The 22,188-nt window shown below is 69.8% G+C and carries 16 protein-coding genes and 2 pseudogenes; 11 read left to right on the top strand and 7 right to left on the bottom strand.

Annotated elements, in window-relative coordinates:
• Positions 1-102: 102 nt before the first annotated feature.
• Positions 103-2,250, bottom strand: coding sequence for an FUSC family protein (locus tag IE308_RS09655; RefSeq protein WP_229908797.1), 2,148 nt, complete (start codon positions 2,248-2,250; stop codon positions 103-105).
• Between the two features lie 256 nt (positions 2,251-2,506).
• Between IE308_RS09655 and IE308_RS09660 the strand changes: the two genes are divergently transcribed.
• Complete coding sequence (locus IE308_RS09660; protein ID WP_190217517.1) at positions 2,507-4,987, top strand: NlpC/P60 family protein; 2,481 nt, start codon at positions 2,507-2,509, stop codon at positions 4,985-4,987.
• Between the two features lie 673 nt (positions 4,988-5,660).
• Here the strand turns inward: IE308_RS09660 and IE308_RS09665 are convergent.
• Both IE308_RS09665 and IE308_RS09670 read right to left on the bottom strand, forming a co-directional pair.
• Complete coding sequence (locus tag IE308_RS09665) at positions 5,661-6,353, bottom strand: response regulator (RefSeq protein WP_190217518.1); 693 nt, start codon at positions 6,351-6,353, stop codon at positions 5,661-5,663.
• Positions 6,350-8,344, bottom strand: coding sequence for a sensor histidine kinase (locus IE308_RS09670; RefSeq protein WP_190217519.1), 1,995 nt, complete (start codon positions 8,342-8,344; stop codon positions 6,350-6,352). The genes IE308_RS09665 and IE308_RS09670 overlap by 4 nt, the downstream gene beginning before the upstream one ends.
• Positions 8,345-8,494: 150 nt before the next feature.
• On the opposite strand from IE308_RS09670, the gene IE308_RS09675 reads away from it, so the two are divergent.
• The 4 genes from IE308_RS09675 to IE308_RS09690 all read left to right on the top strand — a co-directional run bounded on the left by IE308_RS09675 (position 8,495) and on the right by IE308_RS09690 (position 10,889).
• The gene (locus tag IE308_RS09675; RefSeq protein WP_190217520.1) at positions 8,495-9,199 is read left to right on the top strand and encodes a hypothetical protein; all 705 of its coding nucleotides are present in this window, start codon (positions 8,495-8,497) and stop codon (positions 9,197-9,199) included.
• Positions 9,200-9,231: 32 nt separating this feature from the next.
• Positions 9,232-9,822, top strand: coding sequence for a PT domain-containing protein (locus IE308_RS09680; protein ID WP_190217521.1), 591 nt, complete (start codon positions 9,232-9,234; stop codon positions 9,820-9,822).
• A 156-nt stretch (positions 9,823-9,978) separates the two neighbouring features.
• On the top strand, positions 9,979-10,500 hold the full coding sequence (locus IE308_RS09685) for a hypothetical protein (protein ID WP_190217522.1): 522 nt from the start codon (positions 9,979-9,981) through the stop codon (positions 10,498-10,500).
• Positions 10,501-10,556: 56 nt separating this feature from the next.
• Positions 10,557-10,889, top strand: a complete 333-nt coding sequence (locus IE308_RS09690) for a hypothetical protein (RefSeq protein WP_229908798.1) — start codon at positions 10,557-10,559, stop codon at positions 10,887-10,889.
• A gap of 49 nt (positions 10,890-10,938) precedes the next feature.
• On the opposite strand, the pseudogene IE308_RS36845 reads toward IE308_RS09690, so the two are convergent.
• Positions 10,939-11,079, bottom strand: a pseudogene (locus tag IE308_RS36845) (IS5/IS1182 family transposase); the annotation flags it as partial.
• A gap of 39 nt (positions 11,080-11,118) precedes the next feature.
• Between IE308_RS36845 and IE308_RS37440 the strand changes: the two are divergent.
• Both IE308_RS37440 and IE308_RS09700 read left to right on the top strand, forming a co-directional pair.
• Positions 11,119-11,400 (top strand): annotated as a pseudogene (locus IE308_RS37440) (DUF4240 domain-containing protein); the annotation flags it as partial.
• 262 nt (positions 11,401-11,662) lie between these two features.
• Complete coding sequence (locus IE308_RS09700) at positions 11,663-12,124, top strand: SMI1/KNR4 family protein (protein WP_229908799.1); 462 nt, start codon at positions 11,663-11,665, stop codon at positions 12,122-12,124.
• A 449-nt stretch (positions 12,125-12,573) separates the two neighbouring features.
• Here IE308_RS09700 and IE308_RS09705 read toward each other — a convergent pair whose 3' ends face one another.
• Complete coding sequence (locus tag IE308_RS09705; RefSeq protein ID WP_190217523.1) at positions 12,574-13,869, bottom strand: ROK family transcriptional regulator; 1,296 nt, start codon at positions 13,867-13,869, stop codon at positions 12,574-12,576.
• 228 nt (positions 13,870-14,097) lie between these two features.
• On the opposite strand from IE308_RS09705, the gene mmsA reads away from it, so the two are divergent.
• From mmsA to IE308_RS09720, 3 genes are all read left to right on the top strand, one after another.
• The gene (mmsA, locus tag IE308_RS09710; RefSeq protein WP_229908800.1) at positions 14,098-15,708 is read left to right on the top strand and encodes a multiple monosaccharide ABC transporter ATP-binding protein; all 1,611 of its coding nucleotides are present in this window, start codon (positions 14,098-14,100) and stop codon (positions 15,706-15,708) included.
• Positions 15,705-17,003 carry a multiple monosaccharide ABC transporter permease gene (gene mmsB, locus IE308_RS09715; protein ID WP_190217524.1) on the top strand — a complete coding sequence of 433 codons (1,299 nt, stop codon included), beginning with the start codon at positions 15,705-15,707 and terminating at the stop codon, positions 17,001-17,003. The genes mmsA and mmsB overlap by 4 nt, the downstream gene beginning before the upstream one ends.
• 162 nt (positions 17,004-17,165) lie before the next feature.
• Positions 17,166-18,272, top strand: a complete 1,107-nt coding sequence (locus tag IE308_RS09720; protein WP_110625949.1) for a substrate-binding domain-containing protein — start codon at positions 17,166-17,168, stop codon at positions 18,270-18,272.
• 117 nt (positions 18,273-18,389) lie between these two features.
• On the opposite strand, the gene IE308_RS09725 is transcribed toward IE308_RS09720, so the two are convergent.
• Both IE308_RS09725 and IE308_RS09730 read right to left on the bottom strand, forming a co-directional pair.
• On the bottom strand, positions 18,390-19,460 hold the full coding sequence (locus IE308_RS09725) for a glycoside hydrolase family 43 protein (protein ID WP_190217525.1): 1,071 nt from the start codon (positions 19,458-19,460) through the stop codon (positions 18,390-18,392).
• 79 nt (positions 19,461-19,539) lie between these two features.
• A complete protein-coding gene (locus tag IE308_RS09730; protein ID WP_229908801.1) occupies positions 19,540-21,231 on the bottom strand; it encodes a serine/threonine-protein kinase in 1,692 nt (563 codons plus the stop codon).
• Between the two features lie 380 nt (positions 21,232-21,611).
• On the opposite strand from IE308_RS09730, the gene IE308_RS09735 reads away from it, so the two are divergent.
• Positions 21,612-22,169 carry a hypothetical protein gene (locus IE308_RS09735; protein WP_190217526.1) on the top strand — a complete coding sequence of 186 codons (558 nt, stop codon included), beginning with the start codon at positions 21,612-21,614 and terminating at the stop codon, positions 22,167-22,169.
• Positions 22,170-22,188 lie beyond the last annotated feature (19 nt).

A 22,188-nucleotide genomic window follows, 5' to 3' on the forward strand; every position in this document is an offset into this window, starting at 1 on the left:
GACCGGCCGGGATCCACGAACTCATCGGCCGCGCCGACCTGGGCTTGGTCGCGCCCCTCGCCGTGGCCCTCTGGCGGCGCGCGTTACGCAGCAGGCGTCGTCTCACTCCTCCCCCGGCCCGGCACCGATCCGCGCCAGGTCCGCCGTCAGTGATTCCAGCCACGACACCGTCGCGTAGTACAGCCGCGGTGCGTCCGTCGGCTCGGTCGTGGATTCCGCGAGGGTCATCTCGATCGACGGCACGGGCGCGGTGGGCGTGTCGCCGCCCGGGTCCAGGGCTGCCGAGACCAGCAGCATCCGGCCCGCCACGCGTTCGCCGACGCCGGTGAGCGCCTCCGCCGCGGCCGGGCCCAGTACGGCGTGCGGTGGCTCCAGCAGCCTCTGCGAGCCCCACAGGGTGTGGTGGCCCGCCATCAGCGTCGCCTGCCAGTCCACCGCGGGTGAGGTCGCTCGGCCACCGAGGCGTGCGGGTTCGCTCTGGTACTGGGCGTACGCGGACTCAGCGAGGATGACCGAGCGGTGCAGCGACCGGTGGCCGGGCGGTGCCCCCGAGGGCAGGGCCGACGCCGTGCCCCGCGCGGCCGAGGCGCTGGTCGCCACGACGATCTCCGCCGCCCTGCGCAGCAGCTCCGCGGCCGCGTAGCGCAGCTCGTCATGGGCGCCGCGCGGCCAGGCCAGCAGTCCGAAGACCGCGCCGATCGCGCTGCCGACCAGCACGTCGAGCATCCGCACCTCCGCCAGGTGCCAGGTGGGCGGCGCGAGCTGCGCGAAGACCAGTGCCACGAGCACGGTGAACATGCCCTGTGCCCAGCCGACACCCCGCACCGGCCCGACCGTGAAGACGATCAGCATCCACAGCGGCAGCAGCACCGCGTAGAAACGGGTGTCCGTCCCGGCCAGGGTCAGCGTCCCGGCGGTCACCAGCGCGCCGACGAGGGTGCCGGTGAGCGCCAGGCGGACGGTGTGGCGGGTCTCGTCCAGCGTCGTACGGGTGAGGGTGAGGGTCGCCAGCATGGCCCAGAACCCGTGCGGCAGCGTGTCCACCCCGGCCACCAGCCGTGCGGCCGTCAGCGCCAGGGCGATGCGCACCGCGTTCTGGAAGAACACCGAGCGGCGCCCGGCGTGCCCGCGCAGCCGGTGCCACCACAGCAGCGGCGCCCCCATCGAGGCGTACCAGAAGCGGCCCGGCGGGATCGGCACCCGGGCGTGCCGGCCGTGTACGGCGAGGTCGGCGGCCACGCCCATGGCGAGTGCCGCGTCGGCCACCTCCAGCACGGCGGCGTGCCCGCGCAGCACCGCGGCCGGGAAGGCCGGCGCACAAGCGGTGCCGGGAAACGGCCCGGCGGAGACGGCCGACAGGCGTGCGCGCGCCCCGACCAGCGCCTGGTACGGCCCCAGCGGTGACGGCCCGGAACCCAGACAGCCGGCGGTCGCCTCCCCCAGCTCGGCCACCGCGCGGAGCACGGCTGTGACCTCGGTGTCCGCCGCGTTGCGGTCTGTGCGCAGACCCGCCAGCCGGCTGAGCAGGGTGCGGGTCGCGAGGCCGGTGTGCGCCAGGGCGCGCTCACGTCTGCCCGGCCCGGCCGGGCGTACCGCCTCCGGCACATGCAGTGGCCGGAGCCCTTGCACGGCATCCTGGGCCGCCGCCCGGTCCTCGCCGGTCAGGGTGTACGGCGGTGCGGCGAGGCCTCGCGCGCACCGCGCGGCCACCCGCACGGCCCGGGCCGCCCGCTCCTCGTACCCCGGAGGGTTCGGCTCTGCCAGCAGCAGTGCCTCCGCCGCGACGAGCAGTGCCACACCGGTGCTCGTCCCGACCAGGCGTTCGCCGAGTGAGGCCGGATCGTAGGGCGGGAAGGACGGCAGGATGTAGAGCAGTTGCAGGCCCGGTGCCGTCCCCGCCGCGCGCGGCCCGCCCACGGCCGAGAAGGCCAGGGCGAAGCCGACCACCAGCATGCCGACGGCGGCGCTCCAGGTCCGCACCGAGAGATACGTGCCGACCACCGCCAGCACCCAGCACAGCGGCAGGGCTCGGAGCAGTACGGCGGCCCGTTGCCGTCCGGTGCCGGGGATCCGTGAGAGTCCGCCCAGGGCGATGGCGGCGAACAGCGCGTAGGTCGCCGCCACGGAGCGGTCCAGGCCGTAGCGGAAGACGTAGAAGCCGCTCGCCGCGGCGAGCGACACGCGCACGGCGCGGCGGCCCGAAACGGCGTAGGCCGCCGGGTTCCACCACCTGGCTACGACACCGCCCACCCCTTCAGCATCACCCACACCGCCAGCCACGGCATCCGCCCCGGGCCCCGCCCCCGGGGCGCGCACCACCAGACGGGCCGACCGCTGCGGCTGGGGCAAGGGAACGTGCAGCGATTCTCCCGACACCTGGCCCCTTTGACGCTGCCATGTCAGGTCGTAGGGTGGGGCCGCTGTACGACCGTCCCGTGTCCGACGGGATCGGCAGAGCGGGGGATTCGGTATGACGAGGGGTGGACGGCCCGCACGCGGGACCGTGATGGCAGCCGTTCTCGGCGTGCTGCTGGGGCTACTGGCACTGGCACCGTCGGCGCACGCCGAGCCGGCGCCGAACCAGCCCATGGTGTGCAAGCCGTGGGTGATCGTGTCCGCGTACGGCAGCGACGAGCGGTCGATCCCACAGGGCGATTCCAGCTACTCACCCGGTTACGAGTGGGGCTCCAGCGGCGTCAACAGCTGGTACATCGCCGGCGTCCAGAAGGCCCTGCACGACCAGCACGGGGTGGACTACGGCGACATGTCCGTCCGCAACCTGTCGTACCCGGCGAGCCTTGCCATGCCGTTCCAGCCCGGCTACTGGGACTCGATGCACGCCGGCCGCGACCGGCTGGCCCAGGAGGTGGAGTGGTACGACACCCACTGCGGCACGGGTACCGGGCTGGTCCTGATCGGCTTCTCCCAGGGCGCCCATGTCGTCAAGGAGGCGCTGGCCCAGCCGTCGGTGCAGGCCCACGAGGACGTCATCGCGGCGATCGTCGACATCGCCGACCCCTCGCGTTACAACGGCCAGATCGGCATGGGCCAGGACGGCCAGATGCTCACCGTCAACCCCGACTTCTCGGTCGGCAGCGCCTCCGTCTCGGACGGCGGCCTGCTCGCGCGGCGGGCCGTTCCCGGTGTCTTCGCCGGCTTCCTGGGCGACGGCCGCTACTTCGACGTCTGCCGCACGGACGACCACGTCTGCAACCGCCCCGGACCGCCTAAGACGGACGACCTCCTGAACGAGTTCGGCAAGAGCATCACCGCCCACCTCTCCTACGGAGCGGGCGACAGCGGCGCCACCGCCGACCGCGTGACCCGGCGGGCGGTGTCGTCGGCTGTCGCCCACCAGGCCGAGCGCAACGCGCCCGACGACTCCTCGGACACCTCGTGCAAGCCGCACGGCCCCACCGACGCCCTCGGAGCAGCCGCGGTCACGGCCGCCTGCCAGGTGATCGCGGCCGACACCTGGTACACCTGGGGCGGCGGGCACAGCGTTTCGCCGCCCCAGGCCACCTACGGTTTCGTGGACCGATCGGACCCCGAGCGCAGCAAGAACGACCCGTACCGCAAGGGCTTCGACTGCTCCGGATACGTGCGGTACGCCTTCTACAAGGCCGCCGGATACGACATCATCGGCGACCGCGTCGTATCGCAGATCTTCCAGACCCCCTGGCCGGTGCGGATCTCAGCGGACCAGGGATGGCGGGCGCTGCACGCCGGCGACATCGTCTTCTTCGGCACGCCGTCCAACATGCACCACGTGGCGATCTACATCGGCAACGGCCTGATCGCGGAGGCGCCCCAGTCGGACGAGAAGATCCGGGTGTCACCCATGAGCAGCCACAGCGACTACGCGGGCGCCGTGCGCGTGGACGGCGCCGGTGCCGGGGGCGGCCCCAACTCCACCTGGGGCACGGACGTCCGCACCCACACCGAGCCCTCCACCACCGCGCCGGTCTACACCACCCTCGCCGGACCGACCGCCCTGCGCATCGACTGCCAGAAGCACGCCCAGTCGGTCACCGCCGAGGGCTACACCAACGACGCCTGGTCCCACCTGCCGGACCTGGGCGGCAGCTGGATCTCCAACATCTACGTCAAGGGCCCCGGCTGGCTGCCCGGCATCCCGGCGTGCGACGGCTCCACCGTCCCCGGCTCGGGCGATCACTCGACCTGGGGAACGAACGTACGAGTCCACGCCACTCCCTCCGTCGGCAGCGACGTCGTGCACGTCTTCACCGAACCGGCCGGCGTGCGCGTCGTGTGCCAGAAGCACGCCGAACGGGTGACCGCCGAGGGCTACACCAACGACGCCTGGTCCTTCCTCGGCGACCAGACGGGCTGGATCTCCAACATCTACCTCCAGGGCCCCGACTGGCTGACCGACGTCCCCACTTGCGACGGCGGATCCGCCGTCGGGGGCGGCGACCACATGACCTGGGGCACCTACGTCTCCCTGCACACGGCGCCCTCCACCGACAGCCCGCGCACCGACCTGCTGCCGGGGCCGACCGCCGTGCGCATCGACTGCCAGATCCACGCCCAGTCGGTCACCGCCGAGGGCTACACCAACGACGCCTGGTCGCACCTCGCCGACCGCAACGCGTGGATCTCCAACATCTACGTCCAGGGCGCGGCCTGGCTGGACGGCGTGCCCGCCTGCGACGGCGACCCCGGAACCGGCACCGGTGACAACGTCAACTACCGCAGCACATGGGGCACCGACGTCCGGATCCACCAGGACGCCTCGTCCGGTTCCCCGGTGGTTGCCACCTTGCCCGGGCCCACCCAGGTGACGGCCTTCTGCCAGGACCACGGCGAGTCGGTGACGGCCGAGGGCTACACCAACGACGCCTGGACGTACCTCAGCGACTACAAGGGCTGGGTCTCCAACATCTACGTCCAGGGCGCGGCCTGGCTGGACGGCGTGCCCGCCTGCGACGCCCACCAGCCCGGCGAACCACCGAATGTGCGGTAGGAGCGCTCGACAGGTCTGCGACGACCGGTCGACCGGTACGGCCGTGTTGCCGGAACCGCCGCGCAGGCCGTCGCCATGAACCAGCGCACGCCACCAGTCCAGTTGTCAAATCGCGAAGGGAACTTTGGCTGCGCCGACGGCCGTTGTGCTAGCTTCGGGGCAATCTCAGGCCGAGCCAAGTGCCCGTCCTGTCCGCTCCCTGGGCGGCCCGGCGCAATGCTGGGGTGCCAGGAAGGTTTCCACAGAACCGTACCCGCCTCCGACACAGGCGGCCGGGGAGTGGATTCAAACACGCAGGCATCCAGGTCTGCATGCACGACCCTGCAGTGAGCCCCCGGGAGCTTGTCCCGGCCTGAGTTCTTGGTGTCGGCAGGAAGTCAGTTCTCTCCACGCCCAGCGTGGTCGAACTGAGCCTGCCTTCCCACCGGTTCGACCACCATCACGAAAGGTCACAAGCCGGTGAGCGACTCAGTGGTACTCATGCTCCTTGCAGGCGCAGGTGTCGTCTCCATCATCCTGTTCGCTGTGCGAAGCATTCTGGAGCAGCTGCCTGACGTCCTCCGGTCATGGCAGCGGGTCCGTACCGCCTGGCGTGAGACGGCATCCAACGATGACCAGCCGGCTCCGTGACACGGAGGCGCGCCCGCGGTGCGGTTGCCGGCCATCCGGACGCCTACGCCGAATGGCGGGGCTGACCCAAGCCCGCGTCCCGTGCGAGAGCCGCTGCTTCCGTGCGGGACCGGGCGTGCAGTTTCGCCAGCACGTCGCTGACCCGGTTGCGGATGGTCTTCTCGGACAGCGACAGGCGACGGGCGATCGACGCGTTGTCGAGGCCGCGGGAGATCAGGTCGAGGGTCTCGCGTTCCCGGTCGGTGAGGTGAGGAAAGGGGAGCGGGGACCGGTCGGCGGGCGGGGTGGCGAAATGGGCCAGGACCCGCTCGGCGATCCGGGGCCCGAAGACGGCTTCGCCACGGGCGACCCCGAGCAGGGCGCGGTGGACGTCGGCGCCGTCCGACTCCTTGAGCAAGTAGCCACGCGCACCGACGCGCAGGGCGGCGAAGACCGAGTCCTCGTCCTCGTCCATGGTCAGGACGAGCACGGCAGTCCCCGGGTGGGCCGTGGTGATCCGGGCCGTGGCCTCCAGGCCGTTGACGTTCGGCATACGCAGGTCCATGAGCACGATCGCCGGCCGCAGCCGCTCGGCGGCCGTGATGGCTTCGGCACCGTCGGACGCCTCTCCGACGACCGTCACATCGGGGAGGTCCGCGAGGACGGTGGCCATTCCGGCCCGGAAGACGGGATGGTCGTCGACGACCAGGACGGTGACCGGGCCGAGGGCAGGGTCGGGGACAGGGGGAAGGGTCACCGCTGGTCCCCTACCGGAAGGGTCGCTCGTACGAGCGTGCCTTCGCCGGGCGCGGTCGTCACCTCGAGTCGGCCCCCGACCTCGGCCGCGCGCTCCCCCATGCTGCGCAGTCCCACACCGGCCCGGTGCCTGGGCGGAATACCGCGCCCGTTGTCGCGGATCGACAGGATCAAGACGGTGTCCTCCACATGGGCAGTCAGTTCGAGGCGGCCGGCGGCGCTGTGCCTGACGGCGTTGGCGACCGCCTCGGCGGCGATGGCGTAGGCGGCGACCTCGACAGCGGCCGGCAGGCCGTGGCAGGCGCCGTCGATGCTGCTGTGGCAGGCCGGTGTGTCGTATCCGGCCAGCAGTTCCCGCAGGGCGCCGCGCAACCCGAGCTGGTCGAGGACCGCAGGCCGGAGCCCCTGGACCACGGTGCGCAGATCGACAACGGTGGAGCGGAGCCTGTCCCGGAGCGTCCTGGCGCAGTCCGCGAGACAGGGGTCGTCGATGCGCCGGGCGAGGGCGTCGAGTTGGTGGGCGGTGCCGGCCAGGGAGGGGCCGATCCCGTCGTGGAGGTCCGCCCGCAGCCGCCGTCGCTCCTCCTCGCGCACGGACAGGATGCGTGACCGGCTGCGGGCGATGTCCTCGACGAGCCCGGCGGCGTAGGCGAGCGTTCCGGCGCGGTCCGCGACCTCTTCGACCGCGGCCTGCTCCTTGGCCGTCCAGGGATCGTTGACGCTTCGCCGCCCTACGCGCAGTACACCGAGTTCGCGGCCCAGGGCCCGGCAGGGAAAGGACCGCCAGCCCGCGCCGGCCGCCGGTGTGCCGGAGGCCGCCGCCACGGCGGGGCTCTCGAAGGCGGCGTAGGGCAGGCGCAGCGCGGAGCGCAGGGCGTCGACGAGGTGCTGCATGGCCTCCGCCGGTTCACCGGCCGGGGCGACACGACGGCCGACGTGCGCGACGACGGCGTACGGATCGTGACGGTGCCCGAACAGCGTCCGGTCGACGGCCGCCTGGACGGCACCGCGGCCGTTGGCCGCGATCAGTGCGGTGAACGCGAGCAGGCAGGTTCCCGTCAGGGACCCGGGTGCGATCAGCCGCGCACCGGCGACGACCCCGGCGTACACCCCGAGGACGAGGGCGCTGAGGACGGTGAAGACGATGGCGCGGCCGAGGACGAGCTCCACGTCGAACAGTCCGTGCCGCAGCATCGCGACGGCGACACTCGCGGGCGGGCCGAGCAGCCCGATCAGCATCACGAGATCACCGACGAGTGCCGGCTGCTGGACGTCGTCCAGGAGGAGCGAGAGGAAGGAGAACGCCATCAGCAGCCCGCCGAGCATCAGCCACTGCAGCTGCGCCCGCTCGGCGCCGGTCGCCGCTCGGGTCCGCAGGACGAGGAAGACGGCGGCCACGAGGGTGCCGCCGAGCATGGTGGCCACAGCACAGACGAGCATCACGATGTGCAGCCACTCCCAGCCCGCGATCCCGAGCGGATTCGGGACACCGGGGACGGGGTCGGTGCCGCTGGGCCGCAGCATCGTCGCCAGCGTTCCGATCCCGGCGACCGTGACGACGATCCGGGCGCACACCCGGCGCGGCACTGTTTCCAGGCGGCCGTACGGGAAGAGCAGGGGCACCAGAGGCGTGGCGAACCAGTAGCCGACGAACCCCCAGCAGCCGACCCAGGCCCCCACCTCCCAGCCGGGAAGGGGCTTCGCGGCGACGAGGCGGCTGTAACCCGCGTAGTACGCCAGCAGGTGGTACGGCCCGATCATCGCGGGCAACAGCATCAGCCAGCAGACGGGGTTGCGCGGCCGCCCCCTCGCGACGACGGCGCCCACCAGCGGCCAGACCGTGCCGAGGACGAGGTCGGACCAGTACAGGGGTGCGACGGTGATGCGTTCAGCCAGCCAGTCGTGCACCGGCACGGTCGCAACGCAGCCTGCCGCGCCCAGCACCGCGATGCCGTACGCGGTGCGCCGCAGTACTCGATCCCCTCGCCCCACACCCACATGTTCCCGTAATGCGGGTCGTTACCGGGCGGGATCCGGCGAAACCGTCCCGATCGAACAGGACCGGCGTCCCTGGGCCGCGGGACTCGTCCCGCACGACAGTCGGACCGGTAACGGAACCAGCCCCACAGGGAGTTGAGGCGTATGACCACCATCGATCCGGATGCCCGCCCGCGCGGCCCGGGGCGCATGCCGCGACAGGACGGCGACCGGAAGGCCAAGTGGCCCCTGTACGGGGCCGGAGCGGGCGCGCTCGGAGGAGTCGCCACGCTCCTCACAGACGTCCGGGCCGGCACGGTCGAGCAGACCTCGGTCGACGCCTCGGTGCTCGACGACGTGAGCCGCCCACTGGCGCACCTCGGTCTCGTCACCGGGTTCCTGACGGTCTCCCTGCTGCTCGTACTGGCCGCGGCATGGCGGCGCCAGGTCGAACCGCGGGTGCCCTCCAGCACCGCCGCCCATGTGGTCAGCGGCGCGCTGACGGCTTCGGCCGCGGGACTGACCTACGGCTACGGGTGGAAGGGAGCCCTGGCGATCTACCTGCCGGACGGCTTCAACGAGCGGTCCTTCGGCGACGACGGGATGTTCGTCTACTTCATACTCAACGACTTCGGCGGGTACATCGGCTGGCTCGGCGTCATGGTCGCGGCCGGTGCGGTGGCCTGGATGGCGTTGCGTGAGCGCACCGTCTCGCGGTGGATCGGCTGGTTCAGCGTCGTGCCCGTACTGGCGGTCGTCCTCTTCGCGGGCATCACCGGTCTTCCCGGTTTCCAGGGCGTCGTCGGCCCCGTATGGATGCTGGTCACCTTTCTCGCACTGGCATGGGGGCGCAGCGCGATCGTCCGCTGACACCTTGCCCGACTCGTCCATCAGGAGGCCCCATGCCGTCCCTCTCCCCCGCCGCCCACCGCGGCGCCGTGTGCGCGGCGATTCTCATAGCCGCGCTGCTGACCACAAGCGCCTGCGGGACGGACCCCTCACCGAACCGCTCCGGGAACCTTTCGTCCTACAACAGCGTGGAGGAACCGACCGAAGACGCCAGCGACGAACCGACTGAAGAACCCGCGCAGGAGCCTGCCGAGGAACCCACGCACGAACCTGCGGAAGAGCCTGCCGAGGAACCCACGCACGAACCTGCGGAGGAGCCCACCGCGGAGCCCACCGACGAGCCCACGGAGCTCAGCGAGCCGGTCGAGGCTTCGGTGCCCGACAGCGTCGTGGGTGTCTGGTGCGGCGGCAGCAACAGCGAGGGGCACTGGACGTATGAGTTCTCCGGCAACGGTGAGTTCATGGCGAGCAGGGGCAGTGCGGGTTTCTCGGGCGTTGTCGTCAGCGACTCCCAGAACATGACCTTCCATGTGCCAGGGGAGTCACCCTTCGTATCGTCCTGGGAAGTGGTCCAGGACCCCGTCCTGGGACCTGTCCTCTTCCTCGACGGCTACAGCTACCTGCCCGGTCGCTGTAACTCCTAGGCGGACAAGGCCTCTCCATGCCGAGTGACCGTACGCCGGTACGGTCACTCGGCAGTGGCTGGTTGCCGCGAGGCTTCCACGCAGAGCCACGCTTCCCTTTACACGACGCCCTCAGTGCAGGGCTGTCTCGCGGGCCGAACTGGCATCGTATGAACCATGGCAGCGAAAGACGAGACGTTCGAACCTCACAGCCCTGTCCACAGCATTCATGCGCCCCTCCTCGAGGCGGCGTGGCTGTACCAGGCGGATCAGGTCTGTCCGGAAGAACTCCCTATGACCGCTGCCCACGCACTCGCAGCGGGAATGGACACGCCGGCCCTGTGCGAGCTCGCCGGTCTGCCGCGTCATGCGGACCCCCGGGACATCCGCAACGCGTTCGAGCAGGCTCTGGAAGAACTCGGGATGAGCCTGCCCGATCGCGACCTGGCCCGACGATACGCGCTGCGCTGGCTGGCCACGCGATTCACAGCCGGGGAGGTGGAACTCGACGAGTTGGCATCGGACGACTGGTGGGAGATGGAGGCCGAGACCCCTGAGGAGCAAGCCTTCCTTGCGCTGCTCCCGCCCTGCACGTGCTGCATCGACTACACGCTGGGGCTCGACGAGACGGCGTGGGAAGCACAACTGCACGCCGCTGCCCGCGCCTTGGCCTCCCACCCAACTGTCGGGCCCCACTAGGCACAATGGTGAACGGGGGGCCTGTGGGGAGTCGACGGTTGCATGGATGGCTCGGGGTGGCGGTGGCGCTGCTTCTCGCGGTATCCGCTGCCATGCTTCTGGGCAGGTCGTGGACCGCCTGTGACGTGGGGGTGAACAACGCGGCCAACAGCGGTTTTCTGCTGTGGTTGTTCATCCCCGGCCTCTGGACGGTTCTGCTGCTGGTCTGGGTCACGGTGGGCGCTCTTCTCGGGAACCGTCCCCTTCTCCATGCCTTTGCTCTCGCGGTGACGCTCCTCGGTGTTTTCTGGTGCGTCCTCTCGATCTTCTGGGAGGGCACCGCCACCCCTCCGTGCCCCGGCGGCGTGCCCTCGTGGTGGCCGAGCTTCATCCCCGTCCCCGGATTTTGAGAGATCGGTTCCGGTAGTTCGCGGCTTGAGCCAGAGGCGGACTGCTGCGGCGGGTGGCGACAGCGCGAGAGTTGTTGAGGCGGTTGATGGTCCGGTCGACCTCGTTGTGGCGCCGGTATCGGTCAAAGGCCAAGCCGTTGGGTCTTCCGCCCGCGGTGCCTTTGCGTCGGCGGTTGGCGCGTTTAGTCCGTACGCACGTGATGTCAGACCCTTGAGCCATGCTGTCCGAATGGACGCAACCACCTTCTGGTCTCTCATCGACCGCTGCAGGCCTTCGGGGAGGGACCGCGGTGCCCGCCGCCTTGCGCAGGCGCTGATCGATCGCCTGTCGGAGGGCCCGGTGGAGGACACTGTCGCCTTCGCCGAACATCTCTCCGAGGCGATGGCACGGCTCGTTCGCGCCCCGCTACATCATGATCTCGAAGGTGATGAGTTTCTCTACCGGCGTGCAGCAGTGGTGGCCGCCGGCCGCGCGGAATACGAGCGGATCCTGGCGGATCCGGCACGGTTCGCCGACTCGAAGGACGATACGGCCCAGTGCTTGCTCCTCGTTCCCGATCGCGCCTACCAGCAGCTCACCGGCCGTGATTGGCGGTGTGGTCACCGCTACAGCTACGAGCAGTACCACTACGAGGCAGGCCTACCGGCCGGGCCGGACGCGTCCGACGACGATCTCATCGCCGCGATCCGCCAGCGGGTCGCCGGTCGGGGGTCTGCCGCCACCGGCGTCCGCGGCCGACATCGCAGAGTTCGAACACCGCGTCGGGCATCCCATGCCCGCCCTGCTACGACGCCTGTACCTGGAAGTGGGCAACGGCGGCTTCGGCATCTGGTCATGCCTGTCCCTCACCCCCGTCGACGCCTGGTTCGGCGACTTCGAGGACCTCGCCGAGGCGTACCGGATCTTCAGCTTGCCTGCGGACGACCCATGGGACGAGTCGGTGCCGAAGGGCGTGGTGCCACTCATGGACCGGGGCTGCTGCATGTGGACCATGGTCGACTTCCGCACACCCGAGGGCCGCATCTGGGACTGGGACGCCAACGACTGCTGCACGCTCACCCCGACCACCCTGACCCTCGCCGACTGGCTCAAGGGATGGCTGGAGGGCTGGATCATCCCCGGCCCCTACTCGGAACTACGCCTACACCCCGCCGGCTGCCCGGACGCCGGGCCGGGTATGTCACCCGACCAGTACCGAGAGCGCAAGGTGCGCATTTGCGAACCCGGGCCGTGACCCAACCTGGCCGCCGACTCCACCAGCGGGAGTGAGCCCAAGGAGGTACGCAGACACGCGCACTCGCAGTCCCCCACCCAGGCGGTGGCTACCGCCCCTTACGGCTCTTGACGAGCATTGCCAGCACAAACAGTCCGATCGCGGCAAATCACGGCGCCGAAGAGCACCTGCCCCCATACAGGCCAGGTCGGCCCGCCGCCTGGCGCAGCAAGTCGGTCGAGATTCATAGGGGTACTCCTCACACGGCCGGGATCGCCAGGTGCATTTGATCTTCGTTGGGCACATGGCATCGTCGGCGTACCCAGTACCCACCGCGGCGGAAGTCTCGCCCCGGTGCTCGCGAGACGCGGTAGTGACCAGCGGCGGGTTCGGCCTCGCCTCCAACTCCCCCGTCCTGGCCGAGGGTAGGGCTGCCTGAAGCAGCCGGCCGCAGCCTTCCCCTTCTCCCGTCAGCGGGTCGCCGCGGACGTCTCCGGGCGGCCTCTGTCCCCCGCAGGCGTCCCCGTTCCCAGCAGCGCCGACAACTGCGGGGAATACGTGGCGTGCAGGACGAGTGCCGCGCTTCCGACCACCGCCGCGTCCACGCCGAGCCAGGACGCCTCGACGTCGACGACCCGTACGTGACGTGACAGCGGCCGCTGCGCCAGGGCGGCGGCGACGACGTCCACGTAGCGCGATTCCACGTGCTGGATGCCGTAGCCGCCCAGGACGATCAGGTCCACGTCGAGGAAGTTCGCGATGTCGACCGCGACCGAGGCGACGTGTTCGGCGCTCTCGTCGATGACCGCGGCGGCGACCGGGTCGCCCGCGGCCGCGGCCAGGCCGATGGCGGGGTGGTCGACGGCCTCGGGGTGCTGCGCGAAGGTCCGGGCCAGGGCGCTGTCCGGGTGGGATCCAGAGGCGAGCCTGCGGTGCACCTCGGCCACGATGGCCGTGGGGTTGACGAGGCGTTCCAGACAGCCCCGGTTCCCGCAGTAGCACTCCGGTCCGTCGGGCAGCACCGAGGAGTGGCCGAACTCCCCCGCGTTCAGTGAACCGCCCCGGTACACCTGGTGGTTGAGGATGAGGCCGCCGCCCACGCCCGTGCCGAAGTAGAAGTAGGCGAAGTCCGCCACGCCCCGGCCGGCTCCCGACCAGCGCTCACCGACCGCGGCCGCGGTGGCGTCGTTGTCGAGGGTCACCGGCAGGCCGGTCGCCTCGCTGAGCATGCGCTGCACAGGGACCCGCATCCAGCCGGTCAGCTGGGGTGCGCCGACGATCGCGCCCTGCTCGAGGTCGATCGGCCCGGGGGTGGCCAGTCCCAGTCCGAGGATCTTGTCGCGGTCGACGCCCGTCTCCGTCAGGACGTCCGCGACCAGCTCGGCCATGGCCTTGACGACCTGGGGCGGGTCGGCGTCCGGGTGCGTGGGCCGCCTCTTGACGAGCAGCGGACGGCCGAGCAGGTCCACCACGGTGCAGCTGAGCTGCACCGGGTCGAAGTGCAGGCCCACGGCGCTGCCGGCCTCGGCGTTGATGCGCAGCGTGGTGCGGGGCTTGCCGCCGCTGGCCACCCTGCTCGCGCCGTCCTCGCGGACGATGCCTTCGTCCAGCAGCCGGCGCACGATGCCCGACACCGTCTGCGGGGTGAGGCCGGTGTGCTCGGCGATCTCGACCCGGCTGATGCCGTCGGCGAGCTGGATCTGGTCGAGCACGACGGCCCTGTTGTAGCGCCCGACCTTGGGAAGGTTCGTACCTGCCTGCCGCACCTGCGGTCCTCTCTCGTTGCTCCCACCAACCTATCTCGCACGAGCCCATTGACTTAGTAAAACAAATGGATTTAGTGTCCGGTGCCGCAGCAGACGAAATCTCGGACACGATCTCGGACACGCCGACCAGGGCGGGTCATCGGAGGGCAAGTTGATGTCCATGCAATGCCGCAGGCCCGGAGGTTCGGGGACGCCTGTGCGCGTTCCGGGCGGTGGGGAGCACCGCCCATGACACCCAGCCGCACGAACCTGCTGGAGATGCGGTCGATCACCAAGACCTTCCCCGGCGTCACCGCGCTCGCCGACGTCAACCTCGTGGTGCGGGAAGGCGAGATCCACGCGATCTGCGGGGAGAACGGCGCCGGCAAGTCCACGCTGATGAAGGTGCTCAGCGGGGTCCACCCGTACGGCAGTTACTCCGGGGAGATCGTCTACCGGGGCGAACCGGTCCGCTTCCACGACATCCGGGCCAGCGAACAGGCCGGGATCGTCATCATCCACCAGGAGCTGGCCCTGGTGCCCGGAATGTCGATCACCGAGAACATCTTCCTGGGCAACGAGCCCCGCCGCCGCGGCGCCATCGACTGGAAGACAGCCCAGCACCGGGCCCGGGAGCTGATGGAGCAGGTCGGGCTCCGCGAGGACCCCGACACCCTGATCAAGGACATCGGCGTCGGCAAGCAGCAACTCGTCGAGATCGCCAAGGCGTTCGCCAAGGACGTCAAGCTCCTCATCCTCGACGAGCCCACGGCGGCCCTCAACGAGGACGACTCCCGGCACCTGCTCGACCTGCTGCGCGGCTTCCGGGAGCGGGGCATCACCTCGATCATGATCTCGCACAAGCTGAACGAGATCGAGGCCGTCGCCGACACCATCACGATCCTGCGGGACGGCCGCACCATCGAGAGCCTCGACGTGCGCGAGGACGGTGTCGACGAGGACCGCATCGTGCGCGGCATGGTCGGCCGCGAGCTCGCCAGCCGCTTCCCCGAGCGCACGCCCGACATCGGCGAGGTCTTCTTCGAGGTGCGCGACTGGACGGTGCGGCACCCCGCCTCCGAGGAACGCATGGTGTGCAAGGGCTCGTCGTTCCACGTCCGGCGCGGGGAGATCGTCGGCTTCGCCGGGCTCATGGGCGCCGGCCGCACCGAGCTGGCCATGAGCCTGTTCGGCCGCTCCTACGGCACCTGGCTGTCGGGGCGCGTCTTCAAGGACGGCGAGGAGATCCGCCTGAAGACCGTCGCGGACGCCATCGGCCACGGTCTGGCCTACGTGAGCGAGGACCGCAAGTCCATCGGCCTCAATCTGCTGGACGACATCAAGACGTCGATGGTGTCCGCGAAGCTGTCGAAGATCACCCGGCGCCGCGTGATCGACCCGGTCCGCGAGCACCGGGTCGCGGAGGAGTACCGCCAGAGCCTGCGCATCAAGACGCCCAGTGTCGACGAGGGTGTCGTCAAGCTCTCCGGCGGCAACCAGCAGAAGGTCGTCCTGGCGAAGTGGATGTTCACCGACCCGGACCTGCTGATCCTCGACGAGCCGACCCGGGGCATCGATGTCGGGGCCAAGTTCGAGATCTACCGGATCATCCAGCAACTCGTCGCCCAGGGCAGGGGGGTGATCGTCATCTCCTCCGAACTGCCCGAGCTGATCGGTCTGTGCGACCGCATCTACACGGTGTTCGAGGGCGCCATCACCGGCGAGGTGGCACGCGCCGACGCCGATCCCGAAGTCCTCATGAAGCAGATGACCGCCACGAAGAAGACCGCTACGACGACGATCGCGCCGACGAAGACCGCTACGACGGACACCGCTACGAAGAAGAGCCGAACGCCATGAGCCGCATCACCGACCTGCAGAAGAACCTCTTCGGAGGCACGACCTCCAACGCCCGCCAGTTCGGCATGATCTTCACCCTGGTGGCCATCGTCCTGCTGTTCCAGATCTGGACCGGCGGGCTGACCCTGACCTCCGGCAACCTCATCGCCGTGGTCAGCCAGTACTCCTACATCCTGATCCTCGCCATCGGCATGCTGATGGTGATCGTCGCCGGGCACATCGACCTGTCGGTCGGCTCGGTCGCGGCCTTCACCGGCATCGTCGTAGCCAAGGCCATGCAGGAGCACGACCTGCCGTGGCCCCTCGGCATCCTGCTCGGCCTGCTCGTCGGCGCCGCCATCGGTGCCTGGCAGGGCTTCTGGGTCGCCTACGTCGGCGTACCGGCGTTCATCGTCACCCTCGCGGGGATGCTGCTGTTCCGTGGCGGCAACCAGTACATCGGCAACGCCGACACCGTCCCGGTGCCCGAGGGCTTCCGCAAGATCGGCGCGGGCTTCCTCCCCGAGGTGGGTCCCGACACCGGCTACAACAACCTCACGCTGCTGCTCGGTGTCGCCGCCTGCGCGGGTGTGGTGTGGCGCGAGTGGAAGGCGCGCCGGACCCGGCTCGAGATGAAGGCCGACACGGCTCCCCTGTGGATCACGGGCGTCCGCCTGGCCGTCATGCTCGGCGTCATCGTCTTCGCCACGCTGCGGTTCGCCGGCGGCCGCATCGGCACCAGCCTGCCGATCTCCGGCATCATCCTGATCGTCCTCGTCCTGGTCTACTCGCACTACACCCGCAACACCATCGGGGGCCGGCACATCTACGCGGTCGGCGGCAACGCGCGGGCGGCCGAACTGTCGGGTGTGAAGCTGAAGCGGGTCAACTTCTTCGTCATGATGAACATGTCCGTGCTGGCCGCGCTCGCCGGCATGATCTTCGTGGCGCGGTCCTCCGCCTCGGGCCCCCAGGACGGCCTCAGCTGGGAACTGGACGCCATCGCCGCCGTGTTCATCGGTGGTGCGGCGGTCTCCGGCGGCCTGGGCACCGTCAGCGGCTCCATCGTCGGCGGTCTGGTGATGGCCCTGCTCAACAACGGCCTTCAACTGGAGGGCGTCGGCACGGACATGGTGCAGATCATCAAGGGACTCGTCCTGCTGCTCGCCGTCGCCCTCGACGTCTACAACAAGAGCCAGGGGCGCTTCTCCATCACGGGAACGCTCATGCGGCCCTTCCGGCGGGACGAACCCTCCGGGACCGCGACCGTGCCGGATCCGGCCCCGGACGCCGGCACCGCCAAGGTGGCGGGCTGAGCGACGATCCCCACTCCAAGCGGTGTCGGCGCGCCCCACGATGCGCGTCCTGCGCCCGCTTGCCTCCGACGGCCGGTCACCCGGCCCCCTGACAGCCGGGTGACCGGCTCATCCCCCCGCGACAAGGTTTCCCCCAGCACGCACGAAGGGTTCTCCACCACCATGCGCACATCCCTCATCAGAACCGTCGCCGCCGTCGGCGCCGCCGCTCTGCTCACCCTCGCCACGGCCTGCTCCAACGAACGCGAGGGCGCCGCCGGCAGTGACAGCGACGGCAAGGGCTTCGCCAAGGACTCCCTGATCGGCGTCGCGCTGCCCTCCAAGACCTCGGAGAACTGGGTGCTCGCGGGCGACCTGTTCAGCAACGGGCTCAAGGACGCGGGGTTCAAGGCCGACGTCCAGTACGCGGGTGCCTCGACCACGGTCGCCGACCAGCAGGCGCAGATCTCCTCCATGGTCACCAAGGGCGCCAAGGTCATCGTCATCGGCGCCACCGACGCCTCCCAGCTCGCCACCCAGGTCAAGCAGGCCAAGGAGGAGGGCGCCGTCGTCATCGCCTACGACCGGCTCATCACCAACACCCCGGACGTCGACTACTACATCGCCTTCGACAACTTCAAGGTCGGTCAGCTCCAGGGTCAGGCACTCGTCGACGGCATGAAGGCGAAGAAGCCGAAGGGACCCTGGACGATCGAGCTGTTCTCCGGCTCGCCGGACGACAACAACTCCAAGGTGTTCTTCGACGGCGCGATGCAGGTGCTCAAGCCCCTCATCGACAAGGGCGACATCGTTGTCGGATCGGGCCAGACCGACATCAAGCAGACGGCGATCCAGGGCTGGAAGGCCGAGAACGCGCAGCAGCGCATGGACTCCCTGCTGACCTCCGCCTACGGCGGCAAGAAGACCCTGGACGGCGTCCTGTCCCCCAACGACACGCTCGCCCGCGCCATCCTCACCTCGGTGAAGGGCGCCGGCAAGCCCGTCCCGGTCGTCACCGGCCAGGACTCCGAGGTCGAGTCGGTCAAGTCGATCATGGCTGGTGAGCAGTACTCGACCATCAACAAGGACACCCGCAAGCTCGTCGCCGAGACCGTCAACATGATCAAGGCCCTGCAGAAGGGCGAGAAGCCGGCCATCAACGACACCAAGTCGTACAACAACGGCGTCAAGGTCGTCCCGGCCTTCCTCCTGCCGCCCGTGATCGTCACCAAGCAGAACGCCGCCGAGGCGTACGCCAACGACCCCAAGCTGGCGCCGCTCACCAAGTGACGTCTCCGCTGCCGCCTTCGCCCGCCCCGTTGTGCTCCTCGGGGCGGGCGAAGGCGTTGGTGCACTCGGGGCTCGCGGGCGCAAGGGAGCCGTTCCGCCGGCCGACCGCCTGCGGCCCTACTCGAAGAACTTGAGGCTCCAGCCGGTGTCGGTGGTGGCGCCCGGAACGTTGGCGCGACGGTAGGTGGTGTTGCCCCACCAGGTGAAGGTGCCGGTGTACCAGTACCGGTTCTCCCACGCGTACGGCGTTCCCTTCGGGACCGCGTGGAACATCAGCGGAAACCTCGGGCCGGCGGGCGGGCTGGTGGCGATGTCACCGTCGAGGAGCACGAAGCTGTGGTGGCCTGGGCCGTCGACGTACAGGGTCGGATCCCAGCCGGCCATCATCGTCGCGCGGTTCGAGCCGAACAGGCAGCCGTTGGACTTGTACCAGTCCCACACGTAGGTCGGGTCGCCCCCGGCCCGCAGCCGCAGGTCGGCCAGGCAGTACTGGTCGCTCCAGCTGCCGTTGGCGGAGTAGACGATGTGCAACTGTCCGTTCGGGTCCCTGATGGGCTCGGGACCCTCGTTGATGAACGGATTGCCGACCACCCGCTCCCACGCTTCACGCGGCTGCGAGATGACGTACCGCGCACCGGTCGGAGTGGTCGGGCTGCTCATCCGGGCGATGTACAGGTTCTGTTCGACGTTGGTGTCCCCGGCCCAGCCGGACCAGACGAACCAGCACTGCCCGTTGAACGCGAAGAGGCTGCCGTCGATGGCCCACTTGTCGTCCGGCAGGGCCAGCCTGGTCGCGCCACTGTATCCGCCGTCCGGGCTGCTGGAACTGATGACGTACATCCGGTGTGCCGACCCGCGGCCTGCGGTGAAGTGGATGTAGTAGCGGCCGCTGTCGCGCACGATCTCCGGCGCCCAGACCTCACCGAGGTTGCCCGTGTCCGACCAGACCCGGCGGGCGGACGCCGACGCGAGGGCGTCGGGCGACGAGGCCTGCCGTACGGCGATGCCGTCACCCACGGACTGCACCGAGATGTAGGTGCCGCCGACCCGGATGACGCTCGGATCCGCCGCCCGCAGACCGGTCTGGCCCGCTCGGGCCGGCCCGGCTGACGCCAGGGACAGCACAGTGGCGAGCACGCCGGCCAGCAGGAAGGCGGCAGCGCCGGACAGCCACCGAGAAAGTTTCATGGTCCCGCTCCAGGGCCGGTCGGAGGGTGAAGGCCCCCCACGTGTCGTTCGACGGAACGTCGACACCGATCCACTCCCTTCACAGGTCGACCGGCAGCGTGGTGAAGCGTGTTGCGGAGATCCACCGTTGGCCGCCGTATACAGCAAGGGCCTCTATCAGTTCTGTCCGCTGTCTTTCCGTCATGGGGCCAAGGACACAGAGCGGGACGCGCGGGCGAGCTTTGACCGTGTCCGGCTGGGAATAAGGCCAGCCTGCCGGCCGGAGGATGGTCGGCCTGCCGGCGCCGGGCTCCGGGTCGATGTGAATTCCGGTGTAACGGTAGGACGGTGTTCCCTGGATTTCCTCGATGCTGACGCGCTGGATCTGGCTCCACGCGATCTCTCGCCGTCCAGCGGCGCTGCCGGTTGTGATGCCCTGTTGATCGACTTGAAGAGTCCATGGGGATCGCGCTGTCCGCGTACCCGCGTATTTGCCGATCGCGAGCGTCCCGCTGAGAGCGCCGGCAGCGGACCCGAGTGCAACCAAGCCGCCGAGTGTGCCCCCCAAGGTCAGGATGGCCAGCCAGCCCTCCTGGCCGTCAGTGGCTCCAGGCGTGACGAGTCCTAAATGGAGCGGGAAGTAAATGCTGGCCACCGCGATCGCGGACGAAAGCAGAGCTGTGTACCAGTAAGCCATCGCGCGTGGTCTTGCCGCGTAGGTGATCAGTGGCTCTTGGCCGGTCCAGGACATGGCGAAGGACTCGTGTGGTGCGGTGGACGGCAGTTGAACCGTCGTCTTCACCAGCGATTGTGTTGTCCGGACGGCGCCACTGCCGGCTTCGTACACGGAGAGGGTCGCCCGGCGCGCGAGTGACGTCTTCATGGCGCGGGCCATTTCGGTCAGGAGGACGCTGCGTGGTTCGTGGCCCGCCGAAGATGTGCGCTCTTGTACGCGGTCGAGTTTTCGTAGCGCCCGGGCGAGGTCGGCGGCGCTCGGATACCGCTTGCCGGGGTCCTTCTGCAACAGGGTCAGTACGAGGTCGTCCCAGACGGGTGGGATGTTGCTCGACACCGAGCTGGGGACGGGGGGTTCCTGGGTGAGGTGCGCGGTCAGGTAACCCACCGTGTCGGGGGCCTGGAACGGCAGTCGGCCGGTGATCAGCTCGAAGAGCAGACACCCGAGGGCGTACAGGTCGCTGCGCGGTTCCGGGAGGCCGCGCGCCTGTTCCGGCGCCATGTAGGGGGGCGTGCCCGCGATGAAGCCGGTGGGGGTGAGGCGGTCCGGGGTCGCGTAGGGGTCGACCGCCCGCGCGATGCCGAAGTCGACGACCTTCACGGTTCCGGAAGGCGTGAGGAGGATGTTGGACGGTTTGATGTCCCGATGCATGATTCCGGCGTGGTGCGCGTCAGCAAGGGCGTCACATATCTGCGCGCCCCATCTGGCGGCGTCCGGCAGGGTGACCGCACCTCGGCACAGCACCGCCTCCAGGCTCTCCCCTCGGACCAGCTCCATCACCAGGAACGGGGCCCGTTCGTTTCCCGCGCCCGTCTCGCCGAGGTCGTGGACGGTCACGATGTTGGGGTGCTGCAGGTGGGCGGTGATGCGTGCCTCTCGCAGAAATCTGGCGCGTGCCTCACTGCCGCGGCTTCCGTCGCCGGCCAGCCGAGAGATCACCTTGACGGCGACGCGCCGCCTCAGCATTTCGTCCTCCGCCTCCCATACTTGCCCCATTCCGCCCTCGCCGAGCGGCTGCACCAACCGGTAACGGCCTCCGAGGAGCTGGTTCCGCACTGCTACGCCTCCCCCGTTTCGACTTCTGTCCTTACTCTGTTGGCACATCGGCGCGACGGGGATCATGGCGCGACCGGGACTGCGACACGCCCGTAAGCCCGAAATCCGCCCCGTCGCAGGGGACTTCGTCAAGAAGGATCCCCTGATCGGGATCGCCTATCCACCCTCGGCACGTCCCCGGATTTCGCGGGGAGCCGTCGGCTGCCGCCCTGTTGCTGGTCGTGGCCCGGGCCGGCCGGGACGCTGCGAGGCAGCCGGACACTGCGGCGAGCAAGGCCGCCCCTATGATCACTCCGCCCCAGCGTCCGCTGCGGCCGCACGCGCCTCCGAGACGACCGCGTCCCCCCTTCTCCGTCAGCCCGCCTCTCCAGGAGCACCCGTTGTTCTTCACCCCCTGCTCCGCCTCCTCCCGCGCAGCGTTGGCCGTCATAGTCCTGCTGCCGGCCGCCTTCCTCGGGGCGTGCACCGCCCTCGGGGGCGACAGCTGCCAGGGCACTGAGGACGAGCTCAAGCGACTGGCCGCACAGCCGCTGCTCGACGCCGCCCCCGCGCACGCCGCGGCGCCGGCCAACTACCGCGGCCAGGGCGTGACCACCGCCTGCGACGACGACAGCAGCGGCAAGCCCTGGCTCCACGCGGACCGCATCTACGCCTTCCCGGGGACGCGCGCGGACGTCATCGCCCACTACACGAGAGCGGCGTCCGCGGCGGGCTGGCAGTACGAGCGCGACCCCTCCCCCATAGCCGCGCCGGACACCGTGGAGGGCGCCTGCTGGACCAGAACCGACAGCGGCCGGCACCTGCTGCTCGACGTGGACTTTCGCACCGACGCCTACTCGCCCCGGCCCCAGGTGAGCGACGGCATCGCCTACGAAGTCTCCATCGGGAGCACGTCGGACGGCAGCGACGACGACGGAGAGGCCACCTGCTGGCACTGAAGCCTGCCCGGCGACCCCT

The organism is Streptomyces griseosporeus, assembly GCF_014656055.1.
In the GTDB taxonomy this organism is placed as follows: domain Bacteria; phylum Actinomycetota; class Actinomycetes; order Streptomycetales; family Streptomycetaceae; genus Streptomyces; species Streptomyces griseosporeus.